13 protein-coding genes are annotated in these 15,045 nt (G+C 37.9%); 8 read left to right on the top strand and 5 right to left on the bottom strand.

Going from position 1 to position 15,045, the window contains the following annotated elements:
• Positions 1–136 precede the first annotated feature (136 nt).
• Positions 137–1,138, bottom strand: coding sequence for a LacI family DNA-binding transcriptional regulator (locus tag AC1Z3K_RS16035; protein ID WP_461733292.1), 1,002 nt, complete (start codon positions 1,136–1,138; stop codon positions 137–139).
• Between the two features lie 235 nt (positions 1,139–1,373).
• On the opposite strand from AC1Z3K_RS16035, the gene AC1Z3K_RS16030 reads away from it, so the two are divergent.
• From AC1Z3K_RS16030 to AC1Z3K_RS16005, 6 genes are all read left to right on the top strand, one after another.
• Positions 1,374–2,699 (top strand): glycoside hydrolase family 28 protein, encoded by a 1,326-nt coding sequence (locus tag AC1Z3K_RS16030; protein ID WP_461733291.1) that lies wholly within the window; start codon positions 1,374–1,376, stop codon positions 2,697–2,699.
• A gap of 77 nt (positions 2,700–2,776) precedes the next feature.
• A complete protein-coding gene (locus AC1Z3K_RS16025) occupies positions 2,777–4,516 on the top strand; it encodes a sensor histidine kinase (RefSeq protein ID WP_461733290.1) in 1,740 nt (579 codons plus the stop codon).
• Positions 4,513–5,988: a response regulator transcription factor gene (locus AC1Z3K_RS16020; protein WP_461733289.1), complete on the top strand. Its 1,476-nt coding sequence runs from the start codon at positions 4,513–4,515 to the stop codon at positions 5,986–5,988. Before AC1Z3K_RS16025 ends, AC1Z3K_RS16020 begins: the two co-directional genes overlap by 4 nt.
• A gap of 426 nt (positions 5,989–6,414) precedes the next feature.
• On the top strand, positions 6,415–7,329 hold the full coding sequence (locus AC1Z3K_RS16015; RefSeq protein ID WP_426083345.1) for a carbohydrate ABC transporter permease: 915 nt from the start codon (positions 6,415–6,417) through the stop codon (positions 7,327–7,329).
• A gap of 2 nt (positions 7,330–7,331) precedes the next feature.
• Complete coding sequence (locus tag AC1Z3K_RS16010) at positions 7,332–8,168, top strand: carbohydrate ABC transporter permease (RefSeq protein ID WP_426083347.1); 837 nt, start codon at positions 7,332–7,334, stop codon at positions 8,166–8,168.
• 17 nt (positions 8,169–8,185) lie between these two features.
• Entirely contained in the window at positions 8,186–9,511 is a 1,326-nt protein-coding gene (locus AC1Z3K_RS16005) for an ABC transporter substrate-binding protein (protein ID WP_461733288.1), read from the top strand.
• A 139-nt stretch (positions 9,512–9,650) separates the two neighbouring features.
• On the opposite strand, the gene AC1Z3K_RS16000 is transcribed toward AC1Z3K_RS16005, so the two are convergent.
• On the bottom strand, positions 9,651–10,085 hold the full coding sequence (locus AC1Z3K_RS16000) for a VOC family protein (RefSeq protein WP_461733287.1): 435 nt from the start codon (positions 10,083–10,085) through the stop codon (positions 9,651–9,653).
• Between the two features lie 359 nt (positions 10,086–10,444).
• Between AC1Z3K_RS16000 and AC1Z3K_RS15995 the strand changes: the two genes are divergently transcribed.
• Complete coding sequence (locus AC1Z3K_RS15995) at positions 10,445–10,990, top strand: helix-turn-helix domain-containing protein (protein ID WP_461733286.1); 546 nt, start codon at positions 10,445–10,447, stop codon at positions 10,988–10,990.
• A 132-nt stretch (positions 10,991–11,122) separates the two neighbouring features.
• On the opposite strand, the gene AC1Z3K_RS15990 is transcribed toward AC1Z3K_RS15995, so the two are convergent.
• Both AC1Z3K_RS15990 and AC1Z3K_RS15985 read right to left on the bottom strand, forming a co-directional pair.
• The gene (locus tag AC1Z3K_RS15990) at positions 11,123–12,223 is read right to left on the bottom strand and encodes a mandelate racemase/muconate lactonizing enzyme family protein (protein WP_461733285.1); all 1,101 of its coding nucleotides are present in this window, start codon (positions 12,221–12,223) and stop codon (positions 11,123–11,125) included.
• Between the two features lie 152 nt (positions 12,224–12,375).
• A complete protein-coding gene (locus tag AC1Z3K_RS15985) occupies positions 12,376–12,807 on the bottom strand; it encodes a GNAT family N-acetyltransferase (protein WP_461733284.1) in 432 nt (143 codons plus the stop codon).
• 592 nt (positions 12,808–13,399) lie between these two features.
• On the opposite strand from AC1Z3K_RS15985, the gene AC1Z3K_RS15980 reads away from it, so the two are divergent.
• Positions 13,400–14,701 (top strand): protein kinase family protein, encoded by a 1,302-nt coding sequence (locus tag AC1Z3K_RS15980; protein WP_461733283.1) that lies wholly within the window; start codon positions 13,400–13,402, stop codon positions 14,699–14,701.
• Positions 14,702–14,834: 133 nt separating this feature from the next.
• Here the strand turns inward: AC1Z3K_RS15980 and AC1Z3K_RS15975 are convergent.
• The coding region (locus AC1Z3K_RS15975) for a transposase (protein WP_461732729.1) at positions 14,835–15,045 on the bottom strand (211 nt) is incomplete at its 5' end.

Raw genomic sequence — 15,045 nt, 5'->3', positions numbered from 1 at the left:
TAACAATTTTATTTAAAAAGCTATGGATAACAAGGAAATCCAAAACTTTTATGATTATTTGAAAAAGAATAACTATTCTTAAAAACGTTTTAACAGCTCCGCTTTTTCTAATTCACTGCTTGAGCAGGATTTTTAATTAGTTCTCGACTGGCGCAACAGATTGTCTAACCTGAAGATGGGTTTTCACCCGGTACTGTTTAGGTGAAATATCTTCACCATCAATCATGCGCAGGAGCAGTTCGGTTCCAGTTCGGCTAATTTTCTTCACGGGTTTATGAACAGTTGTCAAAGGGGGATTGAGATAAGCTACTAGCTTGCTGTCATCAAATCCGATAAGAGAAATATCTTTTGGCACCTGATACCCTTGTTCGGCCGCAGCTCGCATGGCACCGATAGCCATATCATCGTTGGCGCAAAAAACCAGTGAGGGTAAGGGTGAGAGCTGTAGAATGTTCTGCATCTCCTCAAAGCCGCTTTCGATACTGTAATCACCTTTGAAAAAATAATCTTCATTAATCGGCAGCTGATTTTTTTTCATACTAATAATCAGCCCTTGTTTTCGCTCATTGGAAGAACGGAAATCATCTTTCCCGCCGATGTAGGCGATTCTCTCGTGACCTAGCTGAATAGCATAATCAATGGCCTCTGTGACGCCTTCAGCATCATTGGCTAATACATTGATGATATCAGAATCCTCTAAAGGGCGGTTCAAAACAACAAAAGGAATATTTTGCTGTTTCACAAAGTCAATAAAAGCTCCGTCATGATCACTTTGACTCATGATGATAATTCCATCATAGCGCTGAAAGTTAATTTGTTCCAACGCTCTAATTTCGTCGATTCCTTCCACGGATAAGCTGTAGCTTTCATCCAAAACAGCATGGATTCCCGTAATGACATCTACCAAAAAGCTGGAACTTGTTCCCTGATCAATACTTGAGAAAAATAGACCAACCATATAATTTTTTTGATTTACTAAACTCTTGGCATTGAAATTAGGAACATAGTTCATTTCTTCTGCAATTTTTTTGATTTTTTTTCGTGTTTCCAGCTTAATCAACGGGTTGTTATTCAGTGCTCTGGAAACGGTGGTATGAGAAACACCAGCTGTTTTTGCGATATCTTTTATGGTTACCATAGGCCACCTCATTTCAAAAATTGTGAACGTTAACATCATAGTACGAAATAGATAGAATGTCAACAAGGAATGTTGATTTAAAAGCAATGCACACGTGAAAATTTTTATTGGTTTTTTTAATGAATTATGATAGGCTATTGATGGACGGTACTAAATGTGAGCTGAGAAATAGATAAAATTACAGCTAAAAGATTGATTATTTAATTGCAAAAAGAAAAGGTCAGGAGGAAATGGAATGAGCGAGAAAAGATACTATATTACTGATTTTGGTGCGGCAGAAGGAACAGAAAGCAACACAATAGCTATTCAGAAAGCGATTGACGCTGCTCATAAAAATGGCGGCGGCGAAGTTGTGGTGCCGGCTGGTGTTTTTGTGACAGGGGCTCTATTTTTAAAAGACAATTTATCTCTTCATTTAGCGCCGGGCGCTGTGTTGAAATTTTCTGATGATCAGAAAGATTACCCAGTAGTTGTTTCCCGCTGGGAAGGTGTGCAGCAAAAAGTGTATGCTTCTTGTATCTATGCTGAAAATGCTGAGAATATTTCAGTAACCGGCTTCGGCATTCTTGACGGCAGCGGCAGCTTATGGTGGGATTTATTTAGAAATAACAGGAAAGATTTAGCGTATCCCAGACCTAAACTAATCAGCTTTCATCAATGTCGGCGGATTACGATTCGAGATATTCAGCTTGTCAATTCACCAAGCTGGACAGTTAATCCAATTCTTTGTGAGGATGTTACCATAGATAATCTCTCAATTTTAAATCCCGCTGATTCTCCTAATACCGATGGAATAGATCCTGATTCCTGTAAAAATGTTCATATCAGCAACTGTCATATCGATGTGGGGGATGATTGTATTGCTATTAAGGCAGGAACGGAGGAAACAGCTGAACGAATATCCTGTGAAAATATAACCATCATTAATTGTACGATGGTTCATGGACATGGCGGAGTGGTTTTAGGAAGTGAAATGAGTGGAGATATCCGCAATGTCACAATTAGCAACTGTGTTTTTCAAGGAACAGATCGAGGCATCCGCTTGAAATCACGGCGGGGCAGAGGCGGAATAGTAGAAGATATACGGATTAGCAATATTGTGATGAAGGATGTTGTCTGCCCGTTTATCATTAACCTTTATTATTATTGGGGACCTAAAGGAGAGCAGAAGCTGGTATGGACTAAGGAATCTCAGCCGGTTACTAAGGCAACGCCGTGTTTTAGGCGTATCCATTTTATGAATATCACTGCGGAAAATGTTCAGGCAGCCGCTGGCTTTATTTATGGATTGGCTGAACAGTATGCGGAGGGAATTACCTTTGATAATGTACGGATTTCAATGGCAGAAGAAGCCGTTGAGGGAGAGCCGGCTATGATGATGGGAATGAAGAAAATGAAGAATCAAGGATTTTTGATTCAATTTGCCGAAAATGTGCTATTTGAACGGGTAACGATTGAAAATCATGAAGGTTCAGCTTTTCAAATTCTAGAGAGTAAGGAAATCGAGCTGTGTCACTGCCGTTCTAAGAAGCTGGGAGAAACGATTTTTCAAGCGGTTTAACTGGAAATGAGTTGTTTTTGGAGAAGCAACCTGTGATAAAATAAGGATGATGAGATACTGGAAAGAGGGTTGACGGTATGACAGAAAAACAGAAAAAATCACGGTCATTGAACACAGTTTTGAATACGTTCTATATATTATTTGTAGCGGTGGTCATTCTTTTTTCACTTGTTTTTTCCAGTATTACAACAACCAGAGAGGTAACGGATACTGCTTATACAAGTGTAGAAAATACTTTGCAGGATAAATTCAGCGTCCTTAACCGAACCTTTAATCAGCTTTTCGAACAGGTTGTAAATCTCAACAATAATCCAAACCTTATTGAAGTAATAAATAATGATGATGATGCTTTACGTCAGGCTGTTAGTATGAACACCAATATTAAGGAACTTTATTATCGCTTTCAGGATGTTTTGGATTCCATCTACATCAATGTAAATAATGGTGAATTCTTCTTTAATGGGGGAGAGATTTCACAAGGACTAAATGAAATTGACTATCAGAATTTCTTTGACTTAGCGGATGGAGAAACAAAGTATTTTTGGCTGGACTCAAAAGAAAGCCCTTTCTCTACAGCGAAAGAAAAAACAATCTCAATTTGTAAGATTATTGGGGATGATTCTTCCGAAGCGAGTGGCGTGATTGTATTTAATTTGAAGCATGACTACATTGATAATCTTTTGCAGGAAAGCTTTGTTACTGAAAAAGGCCGCTTGTTTTTGGTCAGTGCCGACACAGCAGTTACGGATTCTGATCAGCAATTTCCAGCAGATGTTTTTCAGGAGCTGGATGGAACTCGGCAGATAAAGCGGGCGGCTGGGGAAAATTACCATATCCAGAGTAAGCAGTTCGGTTTGAATCAATGGTATTTAGCCGCCGTTTTTCCAGAACAGGATCTCCAGAAAAGTCAGTCCGCTTATCTGACCCTGGCCGCAGCGTTGTTTCTATTTCTACTTTTAGCTGGAACTTTAATGGTTATTGTTGTAGGTCGTTATATTTCTAAGCCTATTCGTAATTTAGCTAAAGAAATTGAAGCGACCAGCATTACTGATCACAAAGGTCCTTTGCCGGTTAATCAAAAGCATTTTAATGAATTGTCGGTTTTATATCGAAGCTTTAATTTGATGATTGAGAAAAATGAGCGGCTGCTGAATGAAAACGAGCAAAATCATGAGGAACGGAGCCGTTTAGAAATTGAACTGCTGCAGTCACAGATTAACCCTCATTTTTTGTACAATACACTATACTCAATACAAAGCCTCAGTGATATGGAAATGAATCGGGATGCATCTTTAATGACCCGCTCCCTTGCAGAGTTTTACCGTACCGGTATCAGTAAAGGCAACCTGTTGATTTCCCTAGAGGAGGAATTGGAGCATGTTCAAAATTATTTAACAATCATGAGTTATCGGTACCATGATCGCTTTGACTATGCGGTAAAAATAGAGAATCCAGAGCTTTTGAAGTCCTTTATTCCTAAAATTTCTCTACAGCCGATTGTTGAAAATTCGATTTATCACGGGCTTAAAGAGCAGAGCTCAAAAGGTTTTCTATCAATCGAAATAAAAGAGAGCAACGGAGCTGTACTGGTAATTATTAAAGACAATGGTAAAGGGTTTTCTGATGAGCGCTTGGAGCTGATTAACGAAGAAATCAATTTATCCGCTTTAAGCAGCCGTAAAGTCATCGGAATTGGGCTGCGCAGCGTCAATTTGAGAATCAAAAAATGCTTTGGTTCAGCATATGGACTTTGGGTTGAAAAAAGCGTGGATGGCGCCCTGATTAAACTTGTCATACCGAAGGAGGCAGAAGAATGAGAAAACTGTTGATTGTTGAAGATGAGTGGATTATTCGTAAAGCATTAACTTCACTTCCGTGGGAACAAATCGGTATCACTGAAATTATTGAAGCGGACAACGGACAAGAGGGACTGAAAAAATATTTGAAATATCTGCCTCAGGTTGTACTTACAGACATCAATATGCCTTTTATGGATGGGATAACGATGGGAAAGGAAATCGTTAAAAATAATTGTAGTCCCAGCCGCATCATTTTTTTAACAGGCTATAGTGAGTTTAGTTACGCTCAGGCCGCCATAAGTATGAAAGCCTTTGACTATATTTTGAAGCCAGTCGATGCTTCGGTTCTGCTGCCTCAAGTTGATCGAGCTTTTCAGGCCGTTGCAGAAGAAATACTGACGGAACAGACATCAGGAGAATACCAGCGCCGGGAGCTGATTAAAAAAGTTATTCATTCTCAGAAAGCTGATTTTTCTAGACAAATCGATCAGCTTTTTCAGGTAGCGGGACCATATCAATGTCTATGCTATTTTCTAAATAAAGGAGTGCTGAGTATCCCCAGCCAGTTCCGTCATGAAACCATTCGTTTAGAAGACAATACTTATTTTTCTCTGGTTTATTTGGAGAAGCTGGGAATTGAATTTCAAGACTGGCTGAATGCTTCTGAGCTGCAGAAGTTTATTAAGAGGAACGAAGGCTGGATTGGGTTAAGCACTATTGGTAAAGGCTCTGAAGATGTGACTGAAAAAATTATTGAGGCTCGTATTTGTTTTGAAAAAAATAAATTGGCCCAGCCGGGTGTATATACGTATAATCCACAACAGGCCCGATTTGATTTCTCACCGATTTTACAAGAGCTGGAAATCCAGCTTAGTCAGGCAATAAAGGCAGAAAAACCTATGGAGGTTTATCAAAAACTGAATTCTCTAGAGGAGAATGGTGCATTGCTGACACTGCCGTTAGCTCAGGTTAGACCATTCCTAATCAAGCAGGTTTTCTTCTTGCTTCAGACGGCAGGAAGCATGCTTCAAAGAGATGAATTCCTAATTTATCAAAAAATAACCTCTGGTACCGTATTGAAAGAGTTACTTCAGCCGGTGAAGGATTTGGCTAAAGCTTGGGCGGAAGTTCAAGAGCAAAATACTCAGTCGGATTCAATTATTGAGCAAGCAAAACGTTTTATTGATCTGCATTATGCAGATGAAAATATTTCTTTACAGCTGGTGGCAGAAAATACCCATGTATCTCCGCCCTACTTAAGCAATCTTTTTAAAAGTGAAACAGGGAAGAATTACACGGATTACTTGTTCGAACGTCGGATGACAGAAGCCTATCGACTGTTAAAAACGACTAATCATTCAATTACTGAGATTTCGCTGGAAACGGGTTTTACCAATCCTAATTATTTTTCAAGCTGCTTTAAAAAAGAGAATGGCTTGTCCCCAAAACAATTTAGAGTAAGCTACAAGAAAGAAATTGAAGGCAAGTAAAGGATTGTATCGGCAAGAAAAAACAAATGAAATTATAGAACTTGGAACAAAAACAGTAACTTCCTGTTTTTTTGTTCCAAGTTCTTTTATTTAAAGAAAGCAATAAAAAAGCTAGACTTGGGATTACTTGCCGCAGTTAGTTACCGGCAAGTGGTTATGTGGACATTTGTTGTAATCCAGTAAGGATAATGAGATTGTGACAAAAGTCTGGGAATTTGTTTATGTCCCAGCCGGCTTTATCAATTATTCAGCGGCAAACAAATCAGAGAGTGGGATTCTTTGACCCTTCTTTTTTTATTTATGTGGGCTGATTTTATCGAAACAACTGAAATCTTAAAATATTATAAGTTTGTCTTAAAATAATGAATGTTAGGTGGAAGCGTTTTCTAGTATTTTAGAACTATAGAAAATGTTAGGAGGAGAAAAATGGAAACAGAAGCTACACTGCCAAAAGTAAAGAAAAATAGAAAAAAATTTCAGAAAGCGCCGTATCTATTATTATTGCCATCATTAGTTATGATTACTGCGTTGCTGTTTTTCCCAATGGCGAGAATCTTTTATTACAGCTTCCAAAATTATGATATTTCGGCACCTTTTTACGATTCCTTTGCCGGTTTCGATAATTTTGTGAAGATTTTTACAGAAGACAAATATTTTATTCCCAGTTTGATTAATAGCTTGAAATGGGTTGTATCTCAGGTAGCCTTGCAGTTAGGTCTGGGAATGGGTGTTGCCTTGCTTTTAAACAAAAAATTTAAGTTTAGAGGACTGACAAGAGGGTTTGTCTTTGTGCCTTGGGCAATCTCCGGAGTACTTACCTCTGTAATGTGGAGTTTGATGTACAACGAGCATATGGGAGTTTTCAACGACATACTGATGAATTTGGGAATCATTAGTGAACCTCATGCTTTTCTGGCCAGTACGAATAGTGCGTTTATTTCAGTAGTTGTTGCAGAGCTGTGGCGGGGGGTTCCGTTCTTCGCTGTTACTATTCTGGCTTCCCTGCAAAGTATTCCAGATGAGCTTTATGAAGCAGCCGCAATGGATGGATCAAACCGCTGGACATCATTTTTAAACATCACTTTACCCCAGCTGAAAAGAACTATCGTACTAACGACGCTGTTGCGAACAGTTTGGGAATTCAACAATGTGGATTTGATGTACAACTTGACTAACGGCGGACCAGCCAATTCGACAATGACCTATGCCATGTATATCGCAAAAACAGCGGTACACGGAAGTGATTTCGGTTACGGTTCTGCATTAACTGTTGTTGCATTTCTGATTTTAACCATCATTGCCTTAGTTTATCTGAAAATTTCTAAATTCGAGGAGGAATAGTCTTGTATAATAGACAAGGGAAACTAGACAAAACATTAACTTTTTATATTCCATTGGCCTTGATGTTGGTATGGACATTATTTCCAATCTATTGGACATTGAATACTGCATTGAAGCCAGAGGGCGATATCATCAAAACGCCGCTGCAGTATCTGCCTTCCAGTCCGACTTTCCAGAATTTTATTAATGCTTGGAATGATGTTGGTTTTGAAAAGTACTTTTCAAATAGTGTACTGGTTGGTGTAGGAACAGTTCTGCTAACGCTGGTCTTGTCTGTATTAGCAGGCTATGCATTAGCTCGATATAATTTTAAAGGAAAAAGAATTTTCATGTTGATTCTTTTAATGACCCAATTTATTCCACGCTCTATGCTGATTATCCCATTGTTCGTTATGTTTAGTAATATTGGGATGATTAGTAATCCGATTTCTTTAATGCTGGTATATTCAGCAGTGCAGATTCCGTTTTCAGCTATTTTGATGAGCGGATTCATCTCGGGAATTCCTTCGGAGCTGGAGGAAGCGGCTGCGATTGATGGGGCAACAAGAATGCAGGCAATTCGCCAGGTAATCGTTCCATTGCTGCTGCCGGGAGTAGTAGCTACAGGAATTAATATCTTTGTATATGCATGGAATGAGTTTCTGTTAGCGCTGATGTTGACAAATAATCAGGCGAAGTTTACTTTGCCGGTTGGATTGAGTTTCATGATGGGTGAGTTTAACGTTAATTACGGAGCATTGGCGGCAGGCAGTATTATTGCTTTGATTCCATCAATTATTCTCTTTATGTTTGCACAAAAACATTTAGTGAACGGTATGGGCGGAGCAGTTAAAGGATAAATTAGGAGGAATAGAAAATGTCAAAGAAGTTTCTTAAAGTGGCAAGTGCGCTGGCACTTACTGGACTATTGGTTGCTGGATGCGGTTCAGGAAAAAGCTCTTCAGGAGCAGCGAAAAGTGGATCATCCGAAGGAGAAGAAGTTAAATTAATCTTCTGGGATGAAAACTCAGGACCAGATAGAACACCGATATGGGAAAAACTAATCGATGATTTTGAAAAGGAAAATCCTACTATTAAAGTTGAATATGTAGGATTGCCAAAAGATGAAGCGAAATCAAAACTTGATGCAGCGATTGCAGCCAATGATACACCGGATGTAGCCTCCCTTCAGTCAAGCTGGCTGCCAGAGTTTTCAATTCGCGGAGCACTGCTGCCGCTGGATGATTATTTAAAAGATTCTGATTTAAATGATTTAATCAACGAAGGAGCTATTGAGTTCAATAAAGAAATTGTACAAGATGGGAAGCTATATGGTATTCCATATACACAAAATTTAGATATTCTATGGATTAGAGAAGATGTATTTGCAGAAAATAACTTGAATGCACCTGAGACATGGGATGATTTCTTTACAGATGTGGATAAACTGACAACTGATGACATGTATGGTTATACAATTCGTGGTGGGGCGGGCGGCTCACTACAGCTGCAGCGTTTAATGTATGCATACTCAGGTCTGACAGAGTATGTGGATAAGGATGGCAAAGCAACTGTAAATGATCCAAAGCACGTTGAATTTTTAGAAAAATACTTTGCATTGTATCAAAATAATACACCGAAGAGTGATATCACGAACGGCTATAAAGAAATGGTTGCTGTATTTGATACAGGAAAAGCGGCAATCCTGCACCATAACATTGGTTCTTTTGGGGAACACAGTAAATCGTTGGAGGCAGATCAATTTGAAGCAGTACCGCTGCCTAAATCAGAAAACGGAAACTATGTTGCAGAAGGCGGTAATACTATTGGTATCTCAGCATTTGCTAATTCTGATCATCCCGAAGAAGCATGGAAGCTGGTTGAATATTTGAATTCTGCATCCAGCCAAAGCTACTGGAATCAAAATATTGGACAAATTCCAACGAACTCCGATGTTTTAAACGAAGATTGGATTAAGGATGCGCAGCACATTAAAGCCGCCTTCGAAGTATATGACAACCCGGAAACAGAACTGTATCAACCACCATTCTACTTACCTGATTATCGTTCAATTCTGGATAATAAAGTGGATCCTGGAATTCAGGCAGTAATGAGCGGGGATACAACAGTTAAGGCATTTCTTGATGAATGGGCAAAGGCCATTGAAGATTCTAAAGTGAAGTATGACGAGGCTATGAATTAAGCCAAATCAGGAAACGAAGAGTGAGCTATAGTTTGACAAAATATATGGTGAAGTGAAAATAAAAAGCTGCTGGCTATCTGTAAGAAGATGGTCAGCAGCTTTTTAAGCCTCTTATGGAGCAAAGACTTGATAAATTAACTTATTCATTTGGATAATGAAATATTTCAAAGCGAATACCATCTGGGGCTTCAAAAAATAGTGCATAATAGTTTGGTGCAATTCTTTCTGTATATTCTTTAGGTTTGCCATGAAGTATTTTAACGTCTAAATGACTAATTTTATTGAATAGTTCGTCAATCTCTGCTCTAGAATCTGCTTTGAAAGCGATGTGCTGTATAGCACCTGGTTTTCGTGGATGTATTTCTTCGTTTTGAAAAGCGATTGCTGGGGAGCAGATGCCAAAATCAAAGCTATCACCAAGATATTCCACAACATGCATATTCGCATGTTCCAAATACCCTTTATACTTTTTCTTAAGATCATAGCCAAGAAAAGAAAATAACTGATCATAAAATATTTCTGATTCTGCAATATTAGCAACAGTGTCTTGAACATGATGAAACTGATAACTCACTGACGCCCCCACCTTTCGATAAATTTATTCTACTATATCAAGCTGTTCAAAGAAACTATCGGTTGGTTCATACTATTTAGAGCAACGAAAGTAAACATATTTTGTTTTAGCTTCAAAGCTGTCGAACGGCTACGTGCTATACTAATGGTATCAGTCAGAACTGTCAGGGCTCGATTGCTGATTTTCACAGGATTTAAAAAGTAGCTGTTATTTCTTGAAAAGCTTTAATTCTACTGCAATGCAACGATAAGTTGCTTTTGAAAAGGCAAGCGGGCAACGAAAAAGTGACAAGAAATTTAGATTTTACAATTGATAAAAAATAAAAAAAAGTTATGGTTGATTTATGGGAGGAAACTATTATGACAGATATTGGCGCCAATATCCAAGTATATCGAAAATTGAAAAAAATGACTCAAAATGATTTAGCGGAGAAAATGCATGTCTCAAGACAAACGATTTCCAAATGGGAGTTAAACAAAAGTACCCCAACTATCGATTATCTTATCCAGCTAAGTCAGGAGCTGAAGGTTACTTTGGATCAGCTGATTACGAGTCAAAAAATAGTTGAAAAAGATAGGAAGGAGAATATCATGAAAAAAGGACTTCTATTCGTTCAAAATTATACACCGTCTAATGACACTACCTGGGGAAATGAAGCGAAAGACTATGGAACCAGGGACTTTCTTGCCAATCTGGCACATGATTACCCTGAAATTTCCTGGCGTCCGGTAAGATTCAATGAGCTGGATGCCGTTTTAGCAAAGACGCAAATAGACTTTATTGTTGTTACTCCTGCAGTAGAAAGATTATTAAACCAGCTGCAAGAAAAATATTCAGGAAAAATTAGAGTACTAAAACCAAATGAATATGCTCAAATCACACTAAACCGTATTTTAGAGAAATAATTTTAGAAAAGATAGGTAGACATTGGGGATTAACGAAGTAGTGTCTGTGAATATAAACAAACTAATTGAATAGTTAAACAAGCTAGAAAGCGGCAGTAATACCAGTTTTCTAGCTTGTTCAGCAGTCTGCAATTAGAAGTTCATTTTATGAGGAGCCAGCTTCTCCCAGTCAAAGGTCACACCAATACCTGCCTCTTCTGGTGCAACAGCAAGTCCGTCTGCCTTATCAATGACCAGAGGGCGCATAGTATACTGATCGATTGGGAAGCTGTGCATTTCGAGATAGCCTGCATTAGGCATAGCTGCTAAAAGACTTACATGAAGCTCCTGCATACCATGAGTGGACACACTAAGATTGTGAGCCTGAGCTAAATAAGCCACCTTTAGCCAGCCGGTAATACCACCAATATTCGAAGCATCCGGTTGTGGAAAGTCTACATGACCATACTGTAGCATGTGTCGAAATTCAGTCAGGGTCCTTAGATTTTCTCCTCCGGCTACAGCAATATGCCCTTCTTCTGCAATTCGCGCGTACCCTTCATAGTCTTCAGGGATTGTCGGTTCTTCCAAGAAGAAAATATCATAGGGCGCCATTGCCTTAGCTGCTTTAATGGCTTTTTCGACTGACCAGCTCATATTGGCATCTACCATAAATGTTGTTTCGGTACCAATCAAGTTGCGGACCGCAGCGATTCGTTCAATATCTTCAGTCAGTGTTGGCTGTCCCAATTTGATTTTGACAGCTTTTAGTCCCATATCCAAATACTTTTGATTATTACTTAGCAGCTTTGTCAAAGGAAAATTTAAATCAATCGCTCCTCCATAGCACTTCACTTTGTTGCTGGTACCGCCCAGCAGCTTGTAAAGAGGTTCGCCTGCTTTTTTTGTACGTAAGTCCCATAAGGCAATATCACAGGCTGCAATGGCGAAGCTTGCCAATCCTCCCCGGGCGACATAGTGAATTCCCCAGTTCATCTCATCCCAAAGAGCCTCCACACAGCTAGCATCTTTTCCGAGAAGAATCGGTTTTAGTTCGTTTTCAATCAGCGAGCAGATTGCCCGGCCGCCAAATCCGCCTGTATATGTGTAGCCAATACCTTCACGACCATCATCTGCCTGGATTTTGACGATAGGTACCTCAAAATGAGTATGCAGACCATGTTTCGCATCTTCCATCTGTTCAGGTAAAGGGATACGATAATATTCAGTAGTAACAGCAGCAATTTTGGACATGATAATTCCTCCTAATTCAATAAATGTAAACGTGTGCATTTTTTCGTGTAAAAAGAATTCGCTTACATATAGTGTAACAGAATCTAGAAAAGGGGTCAACAGAACACGATAAGGCTTTGGTATTCTGTTGACTAAAAGACTAAAAATAACGTCTAAAAATGTTTTTCCATCTGGAAATGGGGAATATTTGCGTCCATGAATTGTTCGCCATGTTTGATATAGCCAAGTTTTTGATAAAATTCTACAGCGGTGAGCTGTGCCCCCAGCGTAATCGTATTATAGCCCTGCTTTTTAGCTAAATCCTCTACAGCATCAATTAGTAGTTTGCCATAATTTTTCCCTCTATATTGACTTAAAACAGCCATTCTCTGCAGTTTGAACACACCATCAGTTAACGGCAGCAGTCTACAGGTTGCTACGGCATCCTTATTCTCATAGAGCACAAAATGAATACAGGCGGCTTCATTTTTATCGATTTCGATATCTTTTGGAACGCCCTGTTCAATCATAAATACTTGATGACGAATACGAAGAGCATCCAAATAAATATCACTCATTGTGTCTTTTGTATGAACAATTTTCATATAATTCCTCCTAATGCAATTTCTATGTGATGGATTAATTATACTATAAATTTAAGTAACAACTAAAAGCAAACAATTAGTGTTGTTTTAAATAGTTTTCGAATTGTCATTTTCACTGTTAAACAGAGCAGATAATTTCAGAAATTAGTAAAAATATAAAATTTTTATTTAGAATAATTGTAATTTGTCTGAATTTTCTATTTTCAGAATAAAGAACAGAAGTAAATAATTAATTTGATGGTATAAATAAAAATAAATTAGGTAGAAATATAATTAAAAAAATATAACGAATGTAATTTTATGCGTATATCATTCTATAGATATGAATTTTGGAAAGTATATATATTAAGATTTTAACGATATAGAACAAGTGAAAATAATAATTTTAAACGCTCTTTTGTCCATAAAATAAAGATTGAAAGTGTAGATATTATCTGTTTGATATCTGTTTTTTATAGAGTTTACACCTTCTATCATTTTTTTAAGATTCTACATGAAAAAGTTGATAAAAAGAAAAAAATAAAGGTGGTATCATTAGTAGTGACCAATCAAATAAAAAACAAATAAAGAAAGAAAAGAGGGCTTAGGAAAAATGAAAACTTGGACAAAGACAGTGATGTTTTCTGCAGCAGTTTTAGGATTTAGTTTATTGGGCGCTGTTGAAGGAGAGGCTGCATCAGTTTTGACGTCTAGTACAGACTTGAAGGGCTACGATACAAAGATTACAACAAAGAGCGATGGAACGAATGTTTTGACGAACAAATTAGGTGAGTTCATTTTAAATGAGGATTCAGCAATTTATAGTTCAAAGTCAATCAAAGTTACGCTTAACAATTCTGTACCAGTGACAATCAATTCCATTAATGCTAAAAAGTCATTAGAGTTTGTTGGTAAAGGTGAAATAAACGTTGAAACAAATGGCGATGTCGGAATTAATGTGGGAAATCATTTTAAAGCTTTTAAAACAACAAAATACGGTGTTGGTAAAGTAACAACAGAAGGGGCTAAAATTGGACTACGTGTTCATAACGAGATTCAAATGGAAGGCGGTTCTGTGGAAGCAGAGGGAGCTGAGTACGGTATTTATTGTGAAAATGATATCAAACCTTACTACAGTTCTGTTTTGAGAGGGATTAGTTCTAATGGTACTGGTATCTGGGCATACCGTGATATTTATTCTTGCAAAGGCGCTACAGTATACGGTGAAGGAAAAGTTTCTGGTGCCCGTTCAATCATTGCGCATATTCAGGCGGATGGTGCTGGAAGTTCTATTACAGGAGTTTCATATGATATTAACAGTTCATTGTCTGCATTGCATGCCGATAAGGAAATGCTAAGAGCATATTCAGGTGCTGTAGTACGTGAAGAATACAAAAACCCTGGTTTTGTAGTTACAGATGATGAGCCGCTAAACCTAGTTAAAAACTATAAGACAGTTGCCCGTAATATGAGCAACATGGCAAACTATTCTTGGTCATCTACACCTGAAAGTGTCTATTACGGCAGCAATGGTCTTTTGGGAGATATTCAAAAACCATTTAAAGATGGAACAATCAGAGGTGTACGTGTTGATAAATCTGTCAGAAAAGACGAAGTAACACAACTGAAGAAAAATGGTATGCATGAAGTTCTTTTCTCTGGTGTGGACAGTCATTATAAAGTTGCTGTGATTACTCGTCACTATGTAAATAACTATGTAAGTACTGATTACCCTCTATATGAAGAAAAAGTTTATATGGTAGATGTAGACACTTTAGTAAAAGTAGATGATTTTCAACTTGACTTGTCATTTACAGAATATGAGTATGAAGGTGCAGATAAAGAAGACTTTGTTGCTGTGAAAGATGGAAATGAAATTGTAATTAACTACTATTACAGAGCTGATATCAGATAATTTAGTTAAAAATAAATAGCTGAAGAATGGGACAATAGTCCTTTAAAAAAAACGGCTCTTTGTCAACTATTGTTGGTGAAGAGAAATCTTAGAACTATTGAAGATCAAGAGGAAACATTTCTCTTGGTCTTTTTTAGTTTACAATTAAAGCGTTGCCGTGGCGAATCATAATTCGCAATTTGAAATTGTAAAAGCTACGGAAGCCATACGCATTCCTTTTTAAAACTTTGATATGGTTGTTTAAACATTCCAGCGGTCCATTGGAGTAGGTGTGTTGAAGAGCATTTTTGATTTGTGGAAGAAACTTTTTAAATGTCTCCAAGGTGGTTCGATAACTTTCTGGA

This window comes from Enterococcus sp. LJL128 (genome assembly GCF_056924295.1).
The sequence above is the reverse complement of the archived record's forward strand: the minus strand, read 5'-3'. Positions and strand labels throughout refer to the sequence as shown.